This window comes from Sutcliffiella halmapala, assembly GCF_002019665.1.
Classification (GTDB): Bacteria; Bacillota; Bacilli; order Bacillales; family Bacillaceae_I; genus Sutcliffiella_A; species Sutcliffiella_A halmapala.
This window is the reverse complement of the sequence record NZ_KV917375.1, coordinates 2,553,603-2,577,988: the sequence shown is the minus strand read 5'-3', so window position 1 is coordinate 2,577,988 and position 24,386 is coordinate 2,553,603. Positions and strand designations below refer to the sequence as shown.

Annotated in this window: 27 protein-coding genes, 1 pseudogene and 1 other annotated feature; of the genes and pseudogenes, 26 read left to right on the top strand and 2 right to left on the bottom strand. The window is 35.7% G+C overall.

Going from position 1 to position 24,386, the window contains the following annotated elements:
- The first annotated feature begins 456 nt into the window (after positions 1 to 456).
- The 22 genes and pseudogenes from BK580_RS12640 to BK580_RS12540 all read left to right on the top strand — a co-directional run bounded on the left by BK580_RS12640 (position 457) and on the right by BK580_RS12540 (position 20,055).
- On the top strand, positions 457 to 927 hold the full coding sequence (locus BK580_RS12640; protein ID WP_078380692.1) for a hypothetical protein: 471 nt from the start codon (positions 457 to 459) through the stop codon (positions 925 to 927).
- 234 nt (positions 928 to 1,161) lie between these two features.
- Complete coding sequence (locus BK580_RS12635) at positions 1,162 to 1,557, top strand: DUF3888 domain-containing protein (RefSeq protein WP_078380691.1); 396 nt, start codon at positions 1,162 to 1,164, stop codon at positions 1,555 to 1,557.
- Between the two features lie 212 nt (positions 1,558 to 1,769).
- Positions 1,770 to 1,921, top strand: a pseudogene (locus BK580_RS23340) (IS1595 family transposase); the annotation flags it as partial.
- A 183-nt stretch (positions 1,922 to 2,104) separates the two neighbouring features.
- Entirely contained in the window at positions 2,105 to 2,392 is a 288-nt protein-coding gene (locus BK580_RS12630) for a hypothetical protein (protein ID WP_078380690.1), read from the top strand.
- A 253-nt stretch (positions 2,393 to 2,645) separates the two neighbouring features.
- Positions 2,646 to 3,305, top strand: a complete 660-nt coding sequence (locus BK580_RS12625) for a nucleoside/nucleotide kinase family protein (protein ID WP_078380689.1) — start codon at positions 2,646 to 2,648, stop codon at positions 3,303 to 3,305.
- A gap of 91 nt (positions 3,306 to 3,396) precedes the next feature.
- Complete coding sequence (locus BK580_RS12620; protein ID WP_078380688.1) at positions 3,397 to 4,104, top strand: DNA alkylation repair protein; 708 nt, start codon at positions 3,397 to 3,399, stop codon at positions 4,102 to 4,104.
- 448 nt (positions 4,105 to 4,552) lie between these two features.
- On the top strand, positions 4,553 to 5,062 hold the full coding sequence (locus tag BK580_RS12615) for a DinB family protein (protein ID WP_025025942.1): 510 nt from the start codon (positions 4,553 to 4,555) through the stop codon (positions 5,060 to 5,062).
- A gap of 490 nt (positions 5,063 to 5,552) precedes the next feature.
- Complete coding sequence (locus BK580_RS12610) at positions 5,553 to 6,086, top strand: hypothetical protein (RefSeq protein ID WP_078380687.1); 534 nt, start codon at positions 5,553 to 5,555, stop codon at positions 6,084 to 6,086.
- 104 nt (positions 6,087 to 6,190) lie between these two features.
- Positions 6,191 to 6,417: a binding site (T-box leader), on the top strand.
- 90 nt (positions 6,418 to 6,507) lie between these two features.
- Positions 6,508 to 9,606 (top strand): isoleucine--tRNA ligase, encoded by a 3,099-nt coding sequence (gene ileS, locus BK580_RS12605; protein WP_078380686.1) that lies wholly within the window; start codon positions 6,508 to 6,510, stop codon positions 9,604 to 9,606.
- Positions 9,607 to 9,671: 65 nt separating this feature from the next.
- Positions 9,672 to 10,154 carry a hypothetical protein gene (locus BK580_RS12600; protein WP_078380685.1) on the top strand — a complete coding sequence of 161 codons (483 nt, stop codon included), beginning with the start codon at positions 9,672 to 9,674 and terminating at the stop codon, positions 10,152 to 10,154.
- Between the two features lie 276 nt (positions 10,155 to 10,430).
- A complete protein-coding gene (locus BK580_RS12595) occupies positions 10,431 to 10,640 on the top strand; it encodes a hypothetical protein (protein WP_078380684.1) in 210 nt (69 codons plus the stop codon).
- A 320-nt stretch (positions 10,641 to 10,960) separates the two neighbouring features.
- On the top strand, positions 10,961 to 11,434 hold the full coding sequence (locus BK580_RS12590; protein WP_078380683.1) for an NUDIX hydrolase: 474 nt from the start codon (positions 10,961 to 10,963) through the stop codon (positions 11,432 to 11,434).
- Positions 11,435 to 11,551: 117 nt separating this feature from the next.
- Positions 11,552 to 12,082 carry an NUDIX hydrolase gene (locus BK580_RS12585; protein WP_078380682.1) on the top strand — a complete coding sequence of 177 codons (531 nt, stop codon included), beginning with the start codon at positions 11,552 to 11,554 and terminating at the stop codon, positions 12,080 to 12,082.
- 52 nt (positions 12,083 to 12,134) lie between these two features.
- Entirely contained in the window at positions 12,135 to 12,542 is a 408-nt protein-coding gene (locus BK580_RS12580; protein WP_078380681.1) for a GNAT family N-acetyltransferase, read from the top strand.
- Between the two features lie 57 nt (positions 12,543 to 12,599).
- Positions 12,600 to 13,043: a GNAT family N-acetyltransferase gene (locus tag BK580_RS12575; RefSeq protein WP_235864041.1), complete on the top strand. Its 444-nt coding sequence runs from the start codon at positions 12,600 to 12,602 to the stop codon at positions 13,041 to 13,043.
- Between the two features lie 21 nt (positions 13,044 to 13,064).
- Complete coding sequence (locus BK580_RS12570; RefSeq protein WP_078380679.1) at positions 13,065 to 13,694, top strand: VanZ family protein; 630 nt, start codon at positions 13,065 to 13,067, stop codon at positions 13,692 to 13,694.
- Positions 13,684 to 14,154 carry a hypothetical protein gene (locus BK580_RS12565; RefSeq protein WP_078380678.1) on the top strand — a complete coding sequence of 157 codons (471 nt, stop codon included), beginning with the start codon at positions 13,684 to 13,686 and terminating at the stop codon, positions 14,152 to 14,154. Before BK580_RS12570 ends, BK580_RS12565 begins: the two co-directional genes overlap by 11 nt.
- A gap of 330 nt (positions 14,155 to 14,484) precedes the next feature.
- Positions 14,485 to 15,762 carry a histidinol dehydrogenase gene (gene hisD, locus BK580_RS12560; RefSeq protein WP_078380677.1) on the top strand — a complete coding sequence of 426 codons (1,278 nt, stop codon included), beginning with the start codon at positions 14,485 to 14,487 and terminating at the stop codon, positions 15,760 to 15,762.
- Between the two features lie 93 nt (positions 15,763 to 15,855).
- Positions 15,856 to 17,169, top strand: a complete 1,314-nt coding sequence (locus BK580_RS12555; RefSeq protein WP_078380676.1) for a GntP family permease — start codon at positions 15,856 to 15,858, stop codon at positions 17,167 to 17,169.
- 64 nt (positions 17,170 to 17,233) lie between these two features.
- Positions 17,234 to 17,995, top strand: coding sequence for an SDR family NAD(P)-dependent oxidoreductase (locus tag BK580_RS12550; protein WP_078380675.1), 762 nt, complete (start codon positions 17,234 to 17,236; stop codon positions 17,993 to 17,995).
- Positions 17,992 to 18,969, top strand: a complete 978-nt coding sequence (locus tag BK580_RS12545; RefSeq protein ID WP_078380674.1) for a 3-hydroxyacyl-CoA dehydrogenase family protein — start codon at positions 17,992 to 17,994, stop codon at positions 18,967 to 18,969. Before BK580_RS12550 ends, BK580_RS12545 begins: the two co-directional genes overlap by 4 nt.
- A 78-nt stretch (positions 18,970 to 19,047) precedes the next feature.
- Positions 19,048 to 20,055 carry a LacI family DNA-binding transcriptional regulator gene (locus tag BK580_RS12540; protein ID WP_078380673.1) on the top strand — a complete coding sequence of 336 codons (1,008 nt, stop codon included), beginning with the start codon at positions 19,048 to 19,050 and terminating at the stop codon, positions 20,053 to 20,055.
- Positions 20,056 to 20,301: 246 nt separating this feature from the next.
- Here the strand turns inward: BK580_RS12540 and BK580_RS12535 are convergent, their stop codons facing one another.
- On the bottom strand, positions 20,302 to 20,619 hold the full coding sequence (locus BK580_RS12535) for a hypothetical protein (RefSeq protein WP_078380672.1): 318 nt from the start codon (positions 20,617 to 20,619) through the stop codon (positions 20,302 to 20,304).
- 340 nt (positions 20,620 to 20,959) lie between these two features.
- Here BK580_RS12535 and BK580_RS12530 point away from each other — a divergent pair, with 340 nt between their 5' ends.
- Positions 20,960 to 21,628, top strand: coding sequence for an HAD hydrolase-like protein (locus BK580_RS12530; protein ID WP_078382759.1), 669 nt, complete (start codon positions 20,960 to 20,962; stop codon positions 21,626 to 21,628).
- 130 nt (positions 21,629 to 21,758) lie between these two features.
- On the opposite strand, the gene BK580_RS12525 is transcribed toward BK580_RS12530, so the two are convergent.
- Entirely contained in the window at positions 21,759 to 22,220 is a 462-nt protein-coding gene (locus BK580_RS12525) for a hypothetical protein (RefSeq protein WP_078380671.1), read from the bottom strand.
- Positions 22,221 to 22,614: 394 nt separating this feature from the next.
- Between BK580_RS12525 and BK580_RS12520 the strand changes: the two genes are divergently transcribed.
- The 3 genes from BK580_RS12520 to BK580_RS12510 all read left to right on the top strand — a co-directional run bounded on the left by BK580_RS12520 (position 22,615) and on the right by BK580_RS12510 (position 24,358).
- On the top strand, positions 22,615 to 23,160 hold the full coding sequence (locus BK580_RS12520; protein WP_078380670.1) for a DUF1572 family protein: 546 nt from the start codon (positions 22,615 to 22,617) through the stop codon (positions 23,158 to 23,160).
- A gap of 15 nt (positions 23,161 to 23,175) precedes the next feature.
- Positions 23,176 to 23,874, top strand: coding sequence for an HAD family hydrolase (locus BK580_RS12515; RefSeq protein ID WP_078380669.1), 699 nt, complete (start codon positions 23,176 to 23,178; stop codon positions 23,872 to 23,874).
- 67 nt (positions 23,875 to 23,941) lie between these two features.
- Positions 23,942 to 24,358, top strand: a complete 417-nt coding sequence (locus BK580_RS12510) for an NUDIX hydrolase (RefSeq protein ID WP_078382758.1) — start codon at positions 23,942 to 23,944, stop codon at positions 24,356 to 24,358.
- The last annotated feature ends 28 nt before the right edge of the window (positions 24,359 to 24,386 follow it).

Below are 24,386 nucleotides of genomic sequence, written 5' to 3'. Positions count from 1 at the left end.
AAACAAGATCTCCAATAATCTAAAAACAACTTTTAGCAATTCATGCAAGAAACTCGCCCCTTTTATAAGAACAATATGCAAACTAGTTAAAGAGTATGTCCCAGCAATCATGTCCGCAACTATTTGGCAATACAGGTGTTGTTTTTGTTGCCATTGTTAGTCTTTGATTGTTTCAACGATTTTCTGGAATACAGCTGTTTCTTTTTCAATGTCCTGAAGAAGAAATCCACAATGCTGACACCATGTGTATAGAAAGCATTACCTTGCATCCTATTGTTACATTTCCTTCCGGTTGAAGAAACGTATGAAAGTCTGCATTAATCACAATTTTCTGTTGCTTTTCAAATTCTTTGATCAATTACCCAACCTTTATTAGTAAGTAAGTTAACTTTACAGAATTGTTCTTAATAATTAGTGACAAGATAAACCTAATGCGTATAGTTTAGGGGTGTTTAAATGTACAAATTTGTATTTATTTTATTATCAGTGTATATCCTAAATCCGATTTATGTGTACGGGTCGGAATTCAAAGTCAGCGACACATGCCTGGAAGTTTCCCAAAAGTTTAGGGAGTATTATATTAATGAAATAAAACAGGATCTAATAAAGAGTTTTAATTTTGATACTACTAAGTATACTGAATATAATTCTCATGATGATATTGAAAAACTGTATCATGACTTAGGCAAATACGATACAAGGATTTCAAGTTTGACCGATAAGTTAGTAGGTGAATATTACGGTGTGAAATTTGTATTTATAAACAAAGAACAAAATGGCGGTTACATTATTTTCAAAAACAAACATGGAAATAATATTATGGAAAAAGTAAATAGAACTAGTAGAAAGTGGATAAAGGTAGATGTAGAAGAAATAAAGTCAATACCTCCATATCAGTTCGATTATAGAGGTTTTTTCTGTCTATAAAGGATATTGTGTAGCTAAATATATGATTTTTAGTACCTTCCCTCTTATGTCCTTCATAGAAAACAGAAGGGAAAAGTTTCTATGAATTTCAGAGTAGATTCGCCATAGAGTAAACCTTCCGTGATTACGAGTGGTTTTAACTTTGGAATAATTTTGAATGGAGAAACAATAGTGGATTTATGATAGATGTTAACTTTGGGAAAATAAAAGAAACTTAATAGTAAGGAGAGTTTTATGAGAAAAATAAGAAGCTATATAATAATTTTTACAGCATTTCTAATAGCCTTTAATTTATCTCTTTCTCAAACTAAAGCGAATAACGTAGAACTAGATAAAGAAAATTGTGAAAAAATAAGGTATGCACTAATTGTTAGTTTAGGACCTATAATATTCGAGGCAATGGAAGAAATTTATAAGGATAAACCAGGGGGAAAGCGACAATGGGCACCTTGGGATACAAAAATACTTAAAGTAGAACAGTTATATGGAGAAGGTGGTTCATATAATGTGACAGTGGAGGTCCATACATATGTAGGAGCTCATAATTCGCCCAATGGTACGGATACAATAAAAATAGAAGTAAATGCATGGGGTTCCAAACTATTGGAGTATGAACATAGGGATTCATAATAATAGTAATATTTTTTCTGCAAATAGGACTTATTAATAGTGCAAGGAGCAGAAGGGCTGGCCCCCTTTTTAGTCCACAAAAAGTCAGTTAATGAGGTTAGTTATATTCTATCATTTATCCCACTTCTCTTTCCAAAATGGATCGTATTTGAAACCATGCCGAACCCTTTTCTCTACAAACTGAGATCTGCTATTGAGCAGATCTTTCTTTATATCTTGATAACTACCTTGCGTGGTTCCAATTGCTTGTAATTATCCAGCATCAACTTAATGAAGTTACGGGCAATGATATGATAATTAAAGGGAATTTAATTCCAATTGTCGAAACATATGATAACTAAGATTATCTAAGTTTACTATATAAAGGTTATGTCTTTATTCAACTAACAGTACAGGTTTGTTCAATAAGAAATCACAAAAGGAAGAGCATTTACTGCAAAACAAGATTAGACGTATTAATGTCTGATAATAAATAATGCAAAAAATTTAGATGAAGCACATTAGTATTATTGCACGGTATAAATAAAAATATATGGAGGGAATAGTTATGTGGGTAATATTAGGGGTTATTGCAATAGTAGTAACTTTTATAAATCTTTATATGTATGCAGCAGGAAAGGATTATAAGCTTGCTATGGCGATGGGATTATCATTTACAGCATTAACACTTTGTGCAGAATACAGTCTTGTATCGGATTGGGTAGAAGTGGAAGATTGGGCAGCTTTATTGGATGTAGTACCTGGTATGGAGAGGGCATTATGGTTTTTGACGATTGTTTCTATCTTACTAAATATAACACCTATACTTTTAGAACGAAAAAGTAAGAAACAATGACTTGTCGTCACATCACTTAATATGCAATTATTGTGTAATTCTTCCTATATAACTAACGGGAAAGTTAGTTATATAAGGCAATAAACTAAACAGAACTCCCAATTAGATGGAAGTTCTGTTTTTTCTATAAATATCAACATTAAACATTAACATAGCCTTTTATATAAAAGAAGGGCTTACGAAGTTTAATGTTGAATTGTTTAATATCCTAAAGTAAAGGGCTGAAATCATTTCGATGTAAGGTGGGAACACAATGTTGCGTGTAGAACTTATCTCTGAGATTGCCAATAGAATAGAAAGTTTAAAGCTCCCTCATCCTACTAGAGTTGGAGTCAGCGGGATAACAGCATCTGGAAAGAGTACATTTGCCGATGAACTTGCGGACGCACTTCGGGTTAGAAAAAGGAATGTGGTTAGGACTAGCATTGATCATTTTCATAATCCAAGAGTGATACGATATAGACAAGGCAAAGAATCGGCGAAAGGGTATTACGAGGATGCCCATGATTACATATCCTTTAAAGAGAAGATGCTACTCCCCTTGGGACCAGAGGGAAGTCGCCACTATCAAACCATGTCGCTAGATTTAGTAAAGGATGAATTTGTTACTCAAGACGCAAAAGTGGCCGATAGAGATTCGTTATTTATTATAGATGGGACTTTTCTATTCAAAAAAGAGTTAAGCGATTTTTATGATTTTAAAATTTTGATAAACACTGATTTTGAGATTGCTAGAAAAAGAGGGGCTAAAAGAGAAGAAGCGAATTTCGGCAGTTACGAAAAAGCGGATAAGATGTTCCTTCATCGTTATCATGCTGCGTCGAAACTCTATTTGGATCAGCATTCCCCGCACCTACATGCGGATGTAGTGATTAATAATAATGACTTTGACTATCCTTACTTTGAATTGTGATAAAGTAGAGCAGTATGCAACATGAATTATAATGATGATGATAAGCCAATGGCGGTCTCGGTAATAATAGTAAGAAAAGGAGTGTAAAACGATGGATTTCGAAACAGTTATGCAAGAGCTTGAAGCTTTAGGTAAGGAAAGAATGAAAAAAATGTACATATCTAATGGTGCGCACGAGCCGCTTTTTGGTGTGGCGACTGGAGTGATGAAACCAATCGCAAAGAAAATAAAAATAAATCAACCGTTAGCGGAAGAGCTTTATGCAACAGGTAACTATGATGCCATGTACTTTGCAGGCATTATTGCAGATCCAAAAGCTATGACTGAGTCAGATTTTGATCGTTGGATGGATGCAGCGTATTTCTATATGCTGTCCGATTATGTGGTGGCAGTAACTTTATCAGAGTCAGATATTGCCCAAAGTGTCGCTGATAAATGGATTGCAAGTGGAGAAGAGCTGAGAATGTCAGCTGGCTGGAGTTGCTATTGCTGGCTTTTGGGAAATCGCAAAGACCATGAATTCTCCGAAGGCAAGATTTCCAATATGCTTGATAAAGTTGAAAATACGATTCACGATTCACCAGAACGAACGAAATCTGCGATGAATAATTTTCTATACACAGTTGGAATCTCTTATGTGCCGCTCAATGAAAAAGCGGTTGAGACCGCAAAGGCAGTAGGGATAGCAGAAGTCAAACGAGAGAAGAAAAAAAGCAGTCTCCTAAATCCTTACGAGAGTATTCAAAAAGATATGGATAAAGGGCGGATAGGTTTTAAACGTAAATATGTTAGATGTTAAAAATTGACTTTGGATTGGAGTACAAAAAGTAAATAAGTGTAAATCGCCTATTAAATTGACATATATGATAGCTTTGTAATTACCAAAACGACTAGATTGATGTCTGGTCGTTTTCTTATATATTCATATTCCATAGATTGATTTGAAAAAAGGGAGTTAAATCGCTAGTTGTTTCTGGCATTTAATTTATGTATGTTTTGGCAGTATGTTTATAGAGGATTATGTAATAAAATTTATAATGATATTGTATAGGTACTAATTTTTATACAGACTTGGTAAGAGTTACTTACTAACTAAGTGGTTGCGTACACTCAATTATTGGAAGGAAAGTTTTATCCTTTCGCGAATTCATTATACATGCCGAAATTACGAAATTCGCAAAAAAACGCGGTAGAGCATTGGAAAGAGCATTTTAATTTTCTATAACTCCATAGAGAGGTGATTACGCATGAATCAAAGACCGTCAGAAGAAGAATATGCCGGAGACTTCGGAAAGTATATCCGGTTGGTGCCGGATGGCAACATCATCGACATTCTGCTCGCCCAGGAAAAGCAAATGACCGAGCTGCTGGCATCGTTGACCGAAAGCCATGGCGCGTATCGGTATGCGGAAGGAAAATGGACGCTGAAAGAAGTGGTGGGCCACATCGCAGACGGAGAACGCGTCATGACCTACCGCCTGCTCCGGTTCGCAAGAGGGGACCAGACGCCTCTGTCCGGTTTCGACCAGGAATTGTTCATGCCTCCTTTCGGAAGCTGGACAACCGCGCAATTGGCCGAAGACTACCGGGCCGTACGGCAATCGACGATCACACTGCTGCGCGGGTTACCGGCGGAGGCGTGGTCCCGCAAAGGCACAGCCAACAACGCAAGCATTACGGCGCGTGCCCTCGCGTACGGCATCGCAGGACACGAGATTCATCATATGGGGGTCATCCGAAATCGGTATTTGAGTTAGTTGTTCGGAAGATCGAGACGGAAGCTGCGCGGAAAACACGGCTTCCTTCCTTTCTTTATGGCAGCCTTTCCGCCCTGTTCATAGACTGATATGAAGAGAGGACAAGACGGGTTGAAAAAAGCAGCAGCGATTGGTTGCAGACTGGATTTTGTCTAAAAATGAAAAGCAAATAATAATCTCAAACAAGAAAAAATCAAGGCCTCCTCGTTAAGCTAACGAAGAACGAGAGCTCAATACATCATACGAATGACAAATATGGATTGGTGGTTATTCCGCAAAAGGGCACTTTAATTTAATAAGTAATTATTATAAATGAGGCTTTATATACAAGATTTTATGCATTATTTGTATATGAAGCCTTAATTTATATTCAAAAAATATACTTCCGTAAACATCATTTTTAATTGCCAAATACAATCGCTAGTTTCTTCTTGATTGGAAATATATAAGATAGCAGTAACAAAAAACTGTATAAAATGGGGGAATGGTAATGAAATGTAGCATAAAAATGCTATTTGTTTTTTCAATATGTTTAACAGCGTTTATTCTGTCTGGTTGTAGTGTAGGTATCACTGAAAAATCACAAATTAAGATTATTGCCGGAAATCAGGATATTCAAGTTATCTCGTATGAAAACATAAGTGGTCAAACTATGAAAGATTTAGAAGAAGTACATAAAAAAGTAATTAATGATATTGGTTGGGAAGAGTTGACCTATGTATCTTTAAATGAAACTATTTTTATAGAAACTTCTTATTCAGATATGAACGAAATCGAAGTATATGACTATATTCTTGCTAGAACTGGGGAATTTAAATATGCTGAGGATGTTGCGAAAGTATCTACTATTCCGGTTAATAACGGGGAATCTTTAATTACTTTACAAAGAAACAATGCGATAAATTTTAGCTCTGATAGTGAAGATTATTCACAAGGAAACACACTAAGGTGCTTCATTGTTCAAACTAATAAAGAAAATTCTACTCCTTTATTTGCATTTATAGTAAGAACGGATGCAAGATGATTGTTAACCTAATTGAAGTATTGTAAACCATTACTTGTTTCGTGTTTAATAAACGAAAAATTTTGACATTCATTAAATTAAAATGTATCATATTGGTAATTAACTGAATTTCAATGACGAGAAAGAGTAGGCTAAAATCCCTGTCCCCAGAGAGTCGCTGTTAGCTGAAATGCGATGACATATTAAAGCTGAAAATCATCTTCGAGAAGTTTTCCTGAAATGTCTAAATTAGGGAGAACCGGTAGACGGCCGTTATACGTTCTGTTAACCAAGTGCCGTGTAAAATCAACACGGAATATGGGTGGTACCGCGGATTCAATCCGTCCCTGTTTTTTATACAGGGGCGGATTTTTTTATTTTCTTCGGTAAAAATCTCTAGAGTGATGTGTTAAAAATTTCAATAGATAAAGAGGTGGATGAAATGCGAAGTGTCTATACAAAAGAAGCGGCTTTAGATCGTGAAAATCGTGTGAAAGATTTCTGGAATGCTGAGCGTGTGTTTAACCGTTCAATGGAAAATCGAGATGGTGCAGAAACGTTTGTATTCTATGAAGGACCTCCAACAGCGAATGGTCTTCCCCACGCTGGTCATGTGCTCGGGCGTGTCATTAAGGATTTTGTTGCACGCTATAAAACGATGAAAGGCTACCAAGTATTACGTAAGGGAGGCTGGGATACACATGGATTACCGGTAGAACTTGAAGTGGAAAAGCAACTTGGAATTTCTGGAAAACAAGAAATAGAAGAGTATGGCGTAGAGAAGTTCATTGAAGAATGTAAAAAGAGTGTATTTAACTATGAAAAACAGTGGCGTGAGTTTACCGAATCGATTGGCTACTGGCTAGATATGGACGATCCTTATGTCACCCTTCAAAATCGTTACATTGAAAGCGTTTGGTACATCTTAAGTAATTTACATAACCGTGGACTGCTATATAAAGGTCACCGGGTAACGCCATACTGTCCGAGTTGCCAGACTACTTTAAGTTCTCATGAAGTTGCCCAAGGCTATAAAGATGTAAAAGACCTTTCAGCAACAGCAAAATTTAAAGTGAATGGCAAAGAAAATGAATTCTTCTTAGGATGGACGACAACACCTTGGACCTTGCCTGCGAACGTAACACTTGCTGTAAACCCTAACCTTACTTATATAAAAGCGAAGAAGGGTGATGAAGTTTATATTGTTGCAAAAGCATTAGCAGAAAAGAACCTTGGAGAAGATTTTGAAATCATTTCTACCCATAAAGGAAGTGAGTTTAATAATCTCGGTTATACAGCACCATTTACGTTTATGAAGCCAGAGCGTGGTCACTATGTTGTAGAGGCTGATTTTGTAAACGCTGAGAGTGGAACGGGGATTGTACACATTGCACCAGCTTATGGTGAAGATGATTATAATTTAGTAAAAAAACATAATCTTTCTTTCTTCAATGTTGTTGATGGCCAAGGTCGTTATACGGAGGATATCCCTCTATATGCAGGTCGATTTGTGAAAGACTGTGACGTAGATATCGTAAAATATTTAGCAAACGCAGGACTTCTTTTTCATAAAGAAAAATATGAACACAGCTATCCTCACTGCTGGCGTTGTGATTCTCCTTTGCTTTACTATGCAATAGAGAGCTGGTTTATTAAGACTACTGAACTGAAAAATCAATTCCTCAAGAACAATCAGGAGGTGGAGTGGTATCCTGCACATATAAAAGATGGACGATTTGGGAAATTCCTTGAAAATATGGTTGATTGGAATATCGGTCGGAATCGTTATTGGGGTACTCCGCTACCTGTCTGGATTTGTGATACTTGTGAACATCAATATGCACCACATAGTCAGAAAGATTTACAGGAGAAAGCTATTGGTGATATTGGAGACGTGGAGCTTCACAAACCTTATGTTGATCGAGTTCAATTAAAATGTGGAAAGTGTGAAGGCACAATGAACCGGGTTTCAGAAGTAATAGATGTTTGGTTTGACAGTGGCTCTATGCCGTTTGCACAGCATCATTATCCATTTGAGAACAAAGAAAAATTCGAGAAACAATTTCCAGCAGATGTAATCTGTGAAGGAATTGATCAGACTCGTGGTTGGTTTTATAGCTTGCTTGCTGTTTCAACTTTGTTTACGGGAAAAGTTCCATATAAACGTGTTCTTTCAACAGGACACATCTTAGATGAAGAAGGACGTAAGATGTCTAAAAGTAAAGGTAATGCGCTGAATCCAATGGAACTAGTTAACAAGTTTGGGGCGGATGCATTTCGTTGGGCACTTCTAGCTGACAGCGCACCATGGAACAATAAGCGTTTCTCGGAGCGGGTCGTGATTGAGGCGAAATCAAAAGTAATTGATACACTTGTAAATACTCACGGGTTTTATACTCTTTATGCAAACATTGATGGGTACCATTATGATGAAAAGGAAACAGGTGAGAAGACGCTGCTTGATCGATGGGTATTATCGCGTTTAAATAGTGTGACTTCAGTAGTAAGTGATGCATTGGATGAATACGACTTTACAAAAGCCGCGAAAATACTGGAAAAATACGTTGATGAAATAAGTAACTGGTACATCCGTCGTTCCCGCGATCGTTTCTGGAAAGAAGGGATGACAGAAACCAAAAAAGCTGCCTATCACACACTTCATCAAGTACTTGTGCAGATGAGCAAGCTATTAGCCCCTTTTATACCGTTTCTAGCAGAGGACATTCATTTAAACTTAACTGGGGAAAGTGTTCATCTCGCATATTTCCCGAAAGTTGATAAAAAAGAAGTAGACACACAGCTAGAACAGGATATGGATGCTGTCCTCCAAGTGGTGGAATTGGCACGTGGTGTACGTAACACAGAAGCAATCAAGACAAAGCAGCCACTCTCTGAGCTTGTAGTTATCCCAAATAAACCTGAAGTAGGGAAAACATTAGAAAAGTATAGTAGCATCATTCGAGATGAAATTAATGTAAAGAATGTGGTGATAAAGGAGTCCTCTGATAATTTTGTCAGCTATGATGTCAAGTTAAACTTCCGAGTTGCTGGTCCTGTTCTTGGTAAAAATATTAGCGTTGTAAAAACTTATCTAGAAAAGTTGTCTGATGAGGAAAAAGCAAAAGTTATTCAAGATGAAAAGGTTCTTGTCCCAACTAGTAATAAGGTATTAGACATACCTCTAGACCTTTTAAACGTGGATCGTGTAGCTGATTCAGGACTATCCTTGGGCTCGAATCAAAACTTTTACGTTGTTTTAGATACTACCATTACAGAAGAACTTCGCCTCGAAGGACTAGCTCGAGAAGTGATCCGTGTTATCCAAGATGAGCGTAAGCAACAAAACCTACCAATCGATCTCCGTGTTGACTTTGCTCTTGATGGAGATGAAGATATAAAGAAAGCAATTCAACAAAACGAAGAGTTAATCCGTAAAAATGTACTCGTGAACAACCTCATAATTGGAAATACAGAAATTATGAAAGAGTTCTTGATTGGTAACAATCGAGTAAAAGTGGCTATTTTAAAAAAAATGGATTGAGATGTTCCATACCTATCTGTATTAATAAAAAATAAGCAGGGTGGTAGTTAACGGGGGCGATAGTTTTGTATTTATACCATATGATAAATGAAAAAGATGACGACATATATATAAGCCCACAAAATGCTTTAAATGAAGGATTAAATTGTAAAACGGTAACAAGATGGTATACAAACGGTGGTAGTTTATTTCCAAAATTAACAGCCCGTTTCAAACCGATAAATTCACCAAAATGGATTGATTTTAAAATTGCTTTCGGTGCTGAATTTGAACCACCTGTAAATTCTCACCTTAGATTTACTGTGTCTAGTGATAAAATTTTAGTTTTCAATCTAGATATATCAAATGATTTATTTGCTTATAAAGAAGATGAATATGTGGGCGGAGGGTACTTTACTGAAGGATTAACTTCTAAAGAAGATTTAATAAAACAGTATTGGGAGAGTATGAATACATTCGATGAGTATTTGAAACACAAGCCATTTAAGAATCCTGAAATCTTAATTTTTGAAACAGTCCCGCGGAAATTAATTGAGTATATAGAGTAAAATCTTCTTCAACTAACGGGTGGTATACCGAAAAAAAGGACAGTAACAAGGAAGAATTGGGGACGGATTTTTTGCTTCTTTGGTTTTGCTAAATAATAGAAGCAACAGAACTGTCCCGGTGTATCAAGTAGCACTCAATTAACTAATAACGAGCTGTTTTATTGTATGCCCGCTCATGTTATAATGAGAAACTTAGGATAAATTACGACTTTTGCTCATAATTTCGGATGCCAAGAAAAGCCTCTGCCTAGCGATAAAATATGGAGGTGTTAGAGAATGAATAAACGATGGACAATCAGTAAAATTAAAGAATTTGTTGAGAAGAATTCGGAAAGCAAATTGCTTTCGACCGAATATCACGGTTTTTCTCAAAAATTACTATTTAAATGTGCATGTGGTAGTAATTTTGAAAAAACATTTACGAAATTTAAAAATAATTCCCAGCGTAAATGTGATGTGTGTGAACCACCAAAAGAGTCACGTTAAACATGTAGCGAATAAAAAAAGCACCTATTTCTATTTATTGGAAATAGGCGCTTTTTTTGCAGTAATATGATTAATTCATAATTTGCTCATAGAACGAAAAAAGAATTTTTAGACTATATTTTAGCTAGAAATGCCACTTAAATGGTACAATTAGGTAAAAAGAATATTAGAATAGTGATCCGATGCTTTGAAGATATAACCAAGGGGAGTATAAATCCAATAAAAGACTTAATTGATTATTGATTGAGAATAAAGTGAATCATTTTCTCCTTCAACTATAGGGATACTATTCTATTTTAAAAAAGATTGGAGTACTTAATATGTTTGTAAACGTAAGAGCAATTATCGAACGGGATAACAAGGGAGAAAAAGAAATAATCATTCAAACGCGAAATAAACCAAACCAGCCCCAATTATTTGAATTACCAGGTGGGCAGTTAGAGGAATACGAATCATTAATCGATTGTCTTTCAAGAGAAGTGAAAGAAGAAACTGGATTAGACGTGGATAGCATAATTGGTTCAGATAATAAGGTGATCAGTAAAAGCGAAATTTTCAATTCTGAGGTTGAATGTATGGAGCCTTTCGCTGTTTATCAAACAACAAAAGGGCCAATTGATTCAATGGGGGTTTATTTCCGTTGTAATGTGAGCGGAGAAATAATGATAAAAGGTGATGGATCAAAGGATGTAAAATGGATAACAGTGACTAAATTATCTGAACTGGTAAATGCTGATATTGAAAAATTTAGTTGGGTGGATAGAGCTGGTATTAGTTTCTACTTGAAATTGTAATATGATGGATAGTTTTGAAGTCGTTTTTATTTGTATTATTTTCCATGGAGTTAATGAAGTTGCAGAATAATAAACTAAATTACTTACCAATCAATTCGTTTAAGAAGAGGTGTAGCTTTGATTTTTAATGAAGTGTTAGGGATACAGGAAACTAATCATGATACTACTAAACTAAACAATAGAGAAGCAGTTAGAGCTATCATTATTAAAGATAAAAAAATTCTGCTGGTTCATTCTAATTTAGGTGATTATAAATTTCCAGGTGGGGGTTTAGAGAAAGGTGAAAGCCATGCAGTAGGTTTAGCTCGTGAGGTGAAAGAGGAAACAGGGTACCACAATGCAGTAATTGGAAGAAAAATAGGTATAGTGATAGAAAGATATAAGGATGAGTATGTGAAAGAAGCCGTCTTTCAAATGACCTCGCACTATTATTTATGTAAAGTGACGAGTGAACAGGGCACTCAACAATTAGATGATTATGAAAAAGAACAAGACTTTACGCCTAAATGGGTTCCTTTAGAGGATGCTATTAAACAAAATCAAGAAACTCTAAATAAGTGTGTTCAAAACGGTTGGATACACCGTGAAAACTTTGTTTTAAAAGAATTAATAAAATATTCTCCTATAGAGCATTTTGTCAAACTATAGAGTTTAATTGGTTAATACATAGGTAGAATAAACAATAAAATAGGAGATTACTATGAACGAAACTATACATTTTTCATTAGAACCACCAGATGATTTCACTCAATTACTATCTATATATGAAGTATTAGGATGGAATTCACTTAATTTAACCGTTAATGAGTTAGAACAAATGTGTAAGCAAAGTTGGTACACTATTTATGCCTTTAACGATGCAAAATTAATTGGCATGGGTCGCATTATTTCAGATGGCGTGATTACTGGTGTTATTTGTGGAGTATGTGTACTGCCAAGTTTTCAGTCAAAAGGAATTGGAAAAGAAATGTTGCACAGAATGGTTGACCATTGTGAGAACAATCGAGTCATTCCTCAACTTCTTTGTGCTGAAAACTTAGAGGCATATTATGAATCTATTGGTTTTGAAAAATTTTCTATCGGGATGACCAAAAAAATAAAACGATAATTTTTTGTGAATCTGTGTAACAAGAAAGGTAGCGGATTCAGAAGGAGGAGAATGAAGTTGAATTATAGTATTGGAGTTTCATTAGAAAAGAACGATAAGTTTTCTACTTACTTAAACGAACAGATAAAGGAATTTAACAATGTTCACTCCAATCATCATAAAGCAATCAGGAAGAAGGATTCTGTACAGCCAATAAATATTATGGTTTCAGATGAAAATAACCAATGGATTGGCGGATTAACTGCTGAGGTTTATTGGAATTGGATTGAAATAAACTATTTTTGGTTTAAGGAAGAATACAGAGGGAATGGCTTAGGTGGGACTCTACTCGATAAAGCTGAAAAGGAAGCGATGGATAAAGGGGCCAACAAAGCGCTGTTAACTACCTTTGAGTTTCAAGCACGGGCGTTTTACGAGAAAAAAGGCTATGAAGTTGTAGGGGAAATCAAAGATTATCCACCTGGCAGCAGTTATTTTACTATGGTAAAAAAATTAATGTAGCATTTTAGTTCGGAGGAAAACATGAGTTTAGTGATGCTATATATAAAGAGTATGATCGGTTATATGATGATGGCGATGCCGTTTTATGTAATTGGTAGACTGGTGTTATTAAAAAAGAAACAATTAAAAGTAAAAATAGTGCGCGAGATTTTATTAGCGATGTTTGTCATCTATAGTATTGGACTAGCTTCACAAACAATCATACCGAATTGGCATGCGGGAATTATTAGTGATACAGGAGAATTCTACTTTACGATAAATACTATAAATGAAAGCGCAAGCGTTAATTTAATACCTTTTAAAACACTCTATGACAATTTTTTTCAATATAATGCGAATGTTGACGACTGGAGTAGCGTTTCACTATTAAATATCTCCGCGAATATGCTTTTATTTTTACCTTTAGGTATTTTAGTACCACTTATTTGGAGGTATTGGAGGTCTTTTAGAAAAGTACTCATTTTAGGGGTAGCAGTAACCTGTTGTATAGAAATCATCCAATCTTTTATCGGACGCAGCATGGATATTGATGATGTGATTTTGAATACAGTGGGGGTCATGATTGGTTATAGTAGTATAATTTTACTGGAATTTAAGAGGAAGTATAAGTATCTCGCAGATAAAAGGAGCAATTTTCATCATGTACCGTAACAAACGAAAATACATATGGATCGTAATTATTGCAAGCATTATATTTTTTTCATTAAAAACTTTTAATGACTATAGAGAAAGAAACTTAGATGAATTAATTAGTTATAAACCAAAAGATTTTTATCCATTTGCATTTACGAAAGATAGAGAGAAGGTGCCAAATGATCGAGGATATGAGTGGTGGACAGATGAGCAGGAAACAACCGAGGAATTACTGAAATTTCTAGCACAGTACCGCGTGAAAAGGATTAATGAAGAGACTTACAATGTACATTTAAATAGTGAAAGTTTTGAATTTATTATTTCACACTCCAAAGCTAATCCAGCAATTGTACAAGTAATGAGTAACAATGTACATATTTTCGTGGGCAATTATTATGAGGTTCTAAATGGACCAATCGATATGGAGTGGATAACAAACTATAATGAAAAATATCTAGAGAAGTATGGGGAAAACTAGTACCTAATCCAATATTCTTATATATAAAAGTACTTAGTTTGTATTTTTTATGAAACGCTATTTTTCTTTTTTGTTAATCCAAAGAAAATATGGCGGTCTTTTTAGTCGAATAATTTAGAGGATATCTTATAAAATGGTAGAAGTTCAAAAAAATATAAAAATAAATCGGTTGACAAGTTAGATAATTTCTACTATTCTACTAATATCAAATGAATACGTATTCAAAAAGAAGTTTTTATTTTTTTACTAATTTTTGAATACGTATTCAAAAATAATGAAAGCGTTCTATTTTTATAGAAAATTGCTTTTTAATTTAGGGGGATGTTAAATATGGCGAGGATTTTAAAGCATGGGAAAAGTATAGAAGAGATCGCACAGAACGATGCGAAAGTTTCTGAGATTGTTAGTCAAATTTTAAAAAGGATTGAAAATGAAGGGGATTCTGCATTAAAGGAGTTTTCTAGTCAGTTTGATAAATGGTCACCAGAAAGCTTTAAACTGAGTCAAGAACAAATTGAAGAAATTATCGGTACTGTTCCTGCTGAAACCATTGAAGATATTAAATTTGCTCAAACACAAGTGAGAGGATTCGCAGAGGAACAACGCAAGTCAATGCAAGATATTGAAGTGGAAACATTACCAGGGGTTATTTTAGGTCATAAAAATATTCCGGTAAATAGTGTTGGATGTTATATACCAGGTGGACGCTATCCAATGGTAGCTTCAGCTCATATGAGTGTACTGACTGCAAAAGTTGCAGGTGTTAAACGAGTTATCGCTTGTACGCCTCCTATTAATGGGGAAATTCCTGCAGCTACGGTTGCTGCGATGCATTTAGCAGGAGCAGATGATATTTATATTCTTGGTGGCGTACAGGCAATGGGTGCGATGGCAATCGGTACGGAAACGATTAAAGCGGTTGACATGATCGTTGGACCAGGGAATGCCTTTGTGGCAGAAGCGAAAAGACAATTATATGGTCGTGTCGGGATAGATCTATTTGCTGGCCCTACTGAAACATTAGTGGTAGCAGACGAAACAGCAGATGCAGAAATGATTGCGACAGATATACTAGGACAAGGAGAGCATGGACCGACTTCTCCAGGAGCATTAATTACTACTTCTGAAAAATTAGCGGAAGAAACGCTTTTGGAAATCGAGCGTCAATTAAAGGTATTGCCAACTGCAGATGTGGCAAGCGTATCCTGGGAGGATTATGGTCAAATAATTCTAGTAGATTCGAAAGAAGAAGCTTTATTGGAAGCGGACAAGCTAGCATTTGAGCATGTAGAAATCTTAACAGAAGACCCTAATTACTTTTTGGAGAATATGACGAACTATGGTTGCCTCTTCCTTGGACCTGAGACGAATGTAGCTTATGGGGACAAAGTAATTGGAACAAATCATACACTTCCAACAAAAGGAGCAGCTCGTTATACAGGTGGTTTGTGGGTAGGGAAATTCTTAAAGACTTGTACCTATCAAAGAGTGACACCTGAAGCTAGTGCATATATCGGTGAATATGCAGCTCGTTTATGTCAATTAGAAAATTTTGCTGGCCATGCAGAGCAAGCACTTCTCCGTGTACGCCGTTACGGCAACAAATAAAAGAATGATAGTCTGATGTAATGAGAACTGAGGGAGCCATTTATAGAATTTGTGTGGCTCCTTTTTAATTCAATGAATAAGGGGAAATGGAAAATGATTAGTATGATTGGTTTGCTTGGGGGTCTCCTACTATTGATTGTGTTAACAATGAGAGGAATGAACCTTCTCATAGCTGCACCTCTATCTGCTTTGTTCGTGGCAGTTTTAAATGGTTTACCACTCTTTCCTCAATTAGTAGGAGAAGGCGAGGTTAATTTCCTTTCTAATTATATGGGAGGATTTACAGGTTTTATTGCCTCATGGTATATGATGTTCTTAATTGGCGCAATATTCGGGAAGTTGATGGAGGATAGCGGCGCAGCAGATAGTGTATCTAAATGGATTGTTGATAAAATAGGATTAAAGAATGCAACGTTAGCTATTGTAATTGCATGTGCTGTTTTAACCTATGGGGGAGTTAGTTTATTTGTAGTGGCATTCTCCGTTTATCCAATGGCGATCAGTTTATTTAGACAAGCGAATTTGCCAAGAAGATTTATACCTGCGGCACTTGCCTTCGGTTCTACTACCTTTACTATGACATCAGCGGGTTCGCCTGAGATTCAAAACTGGATTCCCATTCAATTTTTGAACACTTCTCCTTATGCTGGTTGGGAAGTCAGTTTAATTGTTGCCCTTTTTATGATGATTTTTGGCTATTGGTGGTTAAAGCGCATGGTTATGAAAGCGGTTAAAAATGGAGAGTCGTTTGTTGTAAGAGAGACGGATAATACGAAAATACGTGAAAATTTACCGAATCCAATTGTTAGTATGATTCCACTTTTAGTGGTACTTGTTATATCTTTTATTTTCCATGATTCGTTGGCACAATCCGCTCTTATTATCGCTCTTTTGGGAGGAGTATTTACAACCTATATACTTAACAGAAAATACTTCTCAAATCTATGGAATGCTGTTTCTGAAGGAACAATGGGAGCACTTATTGCGATTGCAAATACCTCCGCTGTTGTAGGTTTTGGTGGAGTTGCTAAAGCAACACCTGCATTTGCTACAGCAATAGATTTTATGACAAGTATTCCAGGTAGCCCACTCATAGGAGGTGCGCTTGCTGTATGTGTTATTGCAGGTTTAACTGGTTCAGCATCTGGTGGTCAGACGATTGCATTACCTTTATTGGCGCCTCATTATCTTGATATGGGAGTAGATGCAGATGCGTTACACCGGGTTGTTGCGATTTCATCTGGTTCATTAGACTCACTTCCACATGGAGGCTATGTGGTAACGACAATACGTGCAATTTGTGGCGAAACCCATAAGGATGCTTATCCTGCCTTTGGTGCATTAACTGTGGTAGTACCTTTATTAGGTGTCATACTAGCAGTTGTCTTATTCTCACTTGGTTTATAAAAATCTAAATTACAAGTCAAAGAGATTCGATATAAACTTGTTCTCTATTGAAAGGAGAGTAGAAATGGACAATTTTAGTGACTTGAATGGTAAAAAAATATTGATTACTGGTGGCAGCAAAGGAATTGGAAAAGCAATAGCTCTTGCCTTTGCGAAGCTTGGGGCGGAAATAATGATTACCGGCCGAAATGAAACGGTACTTATAGAAACCGTAAAGGAATTACAGGAATTTCAACCTTCCTCATTTTATTTGGTAGCAGATATCCAGGATGTACAAAGTGTTTATCAAATGGTTGATGCTACTATTTCCATTCTTGGAGGACTAGATATTGTCATCAACAATGCCGGTGTTAATATCGCCAAGCCGGCATTGGAGGTTACTGAAGATGATTGGGACCAGGTTCTTGATACCAATTTGAAAGGGACATTCTTTTGTTCACAGCGAGCAGCACAACATATGGTGAAGCATGGTGGGGGGAACATTATCAACATCGTCTCACAAATGGCATTTGTCGGTTATGTGAAACGTGCGGCTTATTGTTCAAGCAAGGGTGGTGCTGTTCAGCTAACAAAAGCACTGGCTGTCGAATGGGCCACTTCGAATGTAAAGGTAAATGCCGTGGCACCTACGTTTGTCAAGACAGAATTAACGAATAATATGTTGGACGATCAAGTATTTTATCAAGATGTCCTAAATAGAATTCCTTTAGGTAAGCTGGCAGAGGTATCTGATATTACAGGAGCAGTACTTTTTCTTGCATCAGATATGGCTCGTTTTATTACGGGGGAAACGATAAAAGTGGATGGAGGTTGGACGGCAATATGAATTCTACATGTGAAAAGTTAGCGATTATCGGATCAGGCACAATGGGACATTCCATTGCTTTATCTGCAGCGATGGCAGGAATTAAAGTGAAAGTATGGGGGATGAATAATCAGGATATTGAACGTGGCATGACTGGTGTTGCTGAAAAGTTAAGTGTGCTTGTTGATAATGATGTAATTAAACATCATGAAACAGAAAAAGTACAATCAAGCATAGAATTTAGTAGTTCATTAGAAATGTGTGTGCAGGATGCTACGTTTATTATTGAATGTATTCCTGAGGACCTTGAAATGAAGCAGAAGATGTTTCTAGAGTTGGAAGCTTTGTGTGATTTTGATGTCATCATCGCAAGTAATACGTCCGGTCTTAGCCCGACGGAAATTGCCTCCTTAATCGTTCACCCAGAAAGAACATTGGTTACGCACTTTTGGAACCCAGGACATTTGATACCGCTTGTAGAAGTGATTCGTGGTGAGAAAACATCGGATGAAGCTGTAGTGAGATCGATGAAATTACTAAAAAGCATGGGAAAAGAACCGATCCTTGTTCAAAAGGACATTCTCGGTTCGATTGGAAATCGTCTGCAATATGCATTATTCCGCGAAGCACAATATATTTTAGAGCAAGGAGCAGCCACGATGGAAGACATCGATAAAGCGGTTCGCTATAGTATCGGTCGTAGACTACCTGTGACAGGCCCATTTATGACTGCTGATATGGGTGGACTTGATGTATTTGATGCCATTTCATCTTATCTATTCCCAGATTTAAGCACTCATCAAGAATCATTTCAAGCAATGAGAAAGCTTGTGGAGGAAGGAAAATACGGGCAGAAAAATGGGGCAGGATTTTATACTTGGTCAATCGAACAATCTCAGATACGGAACAAAGAACGCGAGCAAGAGCTCATATATTGGTTGAAAAAGGATTTGGAATCAAAGAAAAATAGGGGCCAAGTCAATCTAACTACCTAAATAATGGTTAACTATTAATTCTAAGCCAAAGGTATGATATAATCTTTTCTGCCTAGAGTTGCAGGGGGGAATTGGCTTATGGAGAAAAAAAAGGTCACAGCACTAGATGTTGCGAGGTTAGCTGGAGTTTCACAGCCAACTGTATCCAGAGTTTTTGGTTCAGAAACAAATGTTACGGAAAAAAAGAGAAGGCTAGTATTAGATGCTGCAGAAAAATTAGGCTATCAACCAAATGCAATAGCAAGAGGATTGATTACAAATAAAACGCAAATGATTGGAATTGTCATGAGAAATGTACAAAATCCATTCTATCCAGAAGTACTGGAAAAATTTTATGCAAAATTAACGAAAAAAGGTTACCACTTACTTTTTATAAGTTCTGAAAATAATCAAATTGAGGAACCGGAAATACGTCAGTTAATTGAATACCATGTGGAAGGGGTTATAATAACTGACGCACTTTTGTCTTCCTCAGCTGAAGAGAGATTTATTCAAAATGATATAGCTGTCGTACTTTTTAATCGTTATATAAGCGATGCAAATTACAATGCAGTGTACTGCGATAATTTTTTAGCTGGCTATCAAATAGGGGAATACCTTGTGGAAAAAGGCCATAAGAATTTAGCCTTTATTTCAGGTCCCCCAAATACCTCCACTACAGTAGATCGAAAAAGCGGATTTGCCAAAGCGCTTATCGAAGGTGGTATCTCTGACTTCTATACTGAAGAAGGAAACTATACATACGAAGGTGGATATCAGGCAGCACTTCGATTAATGAACAAACACAAAAATATTGATGGGATATTCTGTGGTAATGATATAACAGCCTTTGGGGCAATGGACGCGATTCGCTCAAAAGGGTTAAGCATACCTGAGGATATCTCGATCATCGGCTTTGATGATATCAAAATGTCCAATTGGTCTAGCTATTCCCTTACAACCTGGAAGCAACCGGTAGATCAAATGGTGGAGAGCACTGTAGATGTATTAATCACTCACATCAATAATGATTGTGAAACACCTAAAGTGAATTCATTGAAGGGCGAACTGATTGAAAGAGATACAGTGCGAGATAGAACGAAATAGTACAAGGGCAATGATAAAGATAATTTTATCATTGCCCTTTTTTAAACTTTAGGTTTCTTTCTTCCGTTAATAAACTTTATTTGTCTACTACGCCTGCTTGTGAAATAGTGATTGGAAGGAGGGATTAGAAGAGTACGTATTGAAGTATGGTAATTAGCATATATTTACTTTGAAACGAACAGGGAAATCGCTATTGAACTGAATATATACTACAACTCAAAAACTGTCTTAATATTACCTCAACCTTCAGAAGGGATGTTCCCCTTTCACAAACGGAATCAAAACGGTAAAAATGGAAGCTATAAAAAGCACCCAGAATAAAGATGAAGAAAGACGTAGATTATAAAGTACATAGTCTTTCTTTAATAATTGACCAACTACTATGACATATAATGCAAAGAGAATATAAGAAACTCCGAACCAGTTCACCCAAACATTTCCTATAAGTTTTATTCCGAAACTATCATAAATGTTTTTCAAAACACTTTCTGTTAATAAAAAGCCTATTGTTAAGAAGAACAAGATTTCAAATAATCTAAAAGCAACTTTTAGCAATTCATGCAAGAAACTCTGCCTCCTTTTTAAGTACAATATGTTAAATATATGTAAGTTAGTTAAAGAGTATGTCCTAGCTACCATGTTCTCAGTTCTATTTGTTTTAATGTTTAAACATTAATAGAGTAGTAGGGTGCAGTGATAGAAATTTGAACGTTGTGATGTGTTTGAAAATTTAGTGAAATTTCTTGAGTTAAGTAATTAACTGTTTGAAACGATAAGGTAGCGTGATAGGATTAAATAAAGTGTACTTCATTTCTTTAGTAATTTGTTTCAAAATGAAGAAAAATTTTACTAGTACGAAAGATTAAAAGAGTAGTAATTGATTTTTGGAGGAGATGGATAAATGATGGGATCAACGATGATTTTCGATATGGATGGAACATTATTTCAAACAAATATAATACTAGAGGCATCTCTAGATGAAACATTTACATACTTAAAATCTCTGAATTATTGGGAAGGATCAACACCAATAGAGAAGTACCGTGAGATTATGGGAGTCCCGATAGAAGTTGTGTGGGAAACATTATTACCGAACCATTCTAATGAGGTACGAACTATTGCAAATGAGCATTTTCATGCAGATTTAATAACTAAAATTAATGAAGGTAAAGGGGCACTATACCCGAATGCTGTGGAGATACTGAGTTATTTGAAAGATAATAACTATTCTATTTTTATCGCAAGTAATGGTGTAACAGAATATTTAAACGCTATCGTAAAATACTATAATCTAGATGAGTGGGTGATAGAAGTGTTTAGTATTCAACAAATTCAATCACAAAATAAAGCTGATTTAGTCCAAACAATCCTAAAAAAATACAATATAGTGAACGGTGCGGTCATTGGAGATAGATTGACAGATATTAAAGCTGCAAAATCTAATGGGTTAACAGCAATTGGGTGTAATTTCGATTTCGCTCAAGAAGCAGAGCTAGCACAATCTGATGTAGTCATAGATGATTTAGGAGAATTAAAAGCTATTATACCAGCGTTGAGTATCAAGAATTCTTAGAATTTCCTAAGTGTAAACTATATCGATAATATCTGTGTTTGGAGAGTTGTAACTTAAGTTTTAATGAAAAGCCATTCGATTTGAGAGAATTCAATTTGAATGGCTTTTGGTTTCGAGTAATTTCTAGATATTAATTAGATTTGATATCTTGCATTAGTTCATATAACCATTTGTAATCTATTGGATCGTTAACTACCTTGTATATATTGGATGATACAACTATATTTCTATCAAAGATATATGGTGCACTATCGCCATCGTTATATACGAAGGAGAAGTGAAATTGTTCGCTTGCATTTTCGGACACCCATCCCTCTTGCTTACTCGCTTTTATCTGATACTGTTTAAAAAATTCAGCAAGTTTATTTATGGTTTCTTCATCTTCAATTGTGTGTGAAATCACTTCAATTATGTGTGTATTAAAATCGGAGTTCTCTTTGGGATTCTCAAAAAAGTAAACCTTCTCAACATTATTAATATCTAGTACATCGCCTAAATTTTGCTCCCGAAACTGATAAAAGTGAAATATAATAAATACACTCATTATTACCAACAGAGAAACGAATAAATACCTTATTTTTAGTTTACTCAATAAGGTTAGCCTCCTAACCATCTTTCTATTAACACAGGCAATTGGATAATAGCTGCCTCCTTGGTTGTTATGGCAGAATCCTGCATTTTTTGCTAAATACCATCGTCAGTTATGTATTAACATAAAATCCCATTAATTTTTTATAAATTATCAGAAAGCACCCTATTTAAGTATCATGCTTGAATTCATCGATAGAAGTTATGGTGATGCAAGGGTATGAGATTAGTAGAGTGGACTACAGCTTAGCCTAACAACCATTCTATCTTCTATGTGTTATGGTACGATATTTTCAAAGGAAATACTGAATTAGCAACATTGACTCACAAAAAAATTAGTTTAAAAATGGATGTTCAATTAAGTTGTTTAACATCCAAAAGTTATAGGGGGAACGAAATTGAGTAGTATAGGGAAAGAATATCTTATAGTAGCCATCAAACAACTAAAGCATTTGAAAGAACGTGCAGAAAAAGGCATCCAGCAATTGTCTGATGAGGAGCTGCATTGGAAACCGAGTGAGGAGTCGAACAATATTGCGGTTATTATGCAACATATTAGTGGAAACATGAGTTCTCGTTGGTTAGATTTTTTAACAACGGACGGAGAAAAAGCTTTCAGAGATAGAGATTCGGAATTTCTTGATCAATCTCATACAAGAGCTAAATTAATGGAGGATTGGGAAGGAGGATGGAAATTATTGTTTCAAACGTTGTACTCTATAAAAGACGACGATTTAATGAAACAAGTGACATTAAGACAACAACCTTTAAGTGTAATGCAAGCGATTCAAACGGAAATAGCACACATTAGCTATCATGTCGGTCAAATCCTATTTTTAGGTAAACAAATAAGAGATAGATCTTGGCAAATATTGAGTATACAAAAAAATGGTTCTAAAGAATTTAATAGAGTGGTTTCATTTGAAAATCACAATAATGATTAATAATGGAGGACCTAAATGATTAAAGCAGTTATATTTGATCTAGATGGAACCTTATTAAATAGAGATGAGTCAGTCAAGTTATTCATTCATCGACAATATGAGAGATTGAATGCATATGTTGGACATATTCCGAAAGAAACATATATTACTAGATTCATAGAGTTAGAAAAGCGTGGATATGTTTGGAAAGATCAAGTGTATCAACAGTTGGTAAAAGAATGTAAGATAACGGGAATTACTTGGGAAGAGCTGTTTCAAGATTATTTGACGGAGTTCAAAAATTGTTGTGAACCTTTTGTAAATCTAATAACGATGTTAGATACCTTAAAAGAGCAAAACTTTCTGTTAGGTATGATTACAAACGGATTTGGGCAGTTTCAAATGGACAATATTAAGGCACTTGGCATTGAAGCGTATTTTGATGTAATTTTAATTTCTGAATGGGAAGGCATAAAAAAGCCTGATTCTCAACTATTTCATAGAGCAATTGAGAAACTAAATATTTCTCCGCAGGAAAGTATTTTTATAGGCGATCATCCTTTGAACGATGTAAAAGGTGCTAAGGATATTGGAATGATAAGCATCTGGAAGAAGGACAATCAATTCAATGATGTAGAAGCTGATTATATAGTTGACGACTTGATGGAGTTACCTGTGATAATAAGGGAGATAAATCATAATTGTTACATTGAAAAATCTTCCCTAAGTCAATGACACTCATAGGAAATTATAAGAAGGAGGGATCTTAGAATTGGCTGAATACATAAAAGATATAAGAAGAATGATAGGGAAAAGACCTTTTATTTTGGTTGGGTCAACAGTTATTGTGTTGAATGACAAACAAGAAATCTTATTCCAACTTCGCTCCGATACAAAAGAATGGGGACTTCCAGGTGGAGCGATGGAATTAGGTGAAAGTCTGGAGGAGGCGGCCAAACGTGAATTGTTTGAAGAAACGGGTTTAAAGGCAAGCAACTTTACCTTCATTGATATGCTATCGGGAAAAGAATTTTATTTTAAGTACCCCAATGGAGATGAAGTGTTTAATGTTATAAGCGTATATTTAGCTGAAGGAGCCTATGGTGAATTGGTGTTGCATGATGGTGAAAGTTTGGATTTAAAATACTTCTCACCAAAAGATTTACCTACTAACCTCGATGAAAGAGCAAAGATTATCATTGAAAAACACTTTGTGTAGTAAGACAGGTGAAAAACTGCTAGATGAT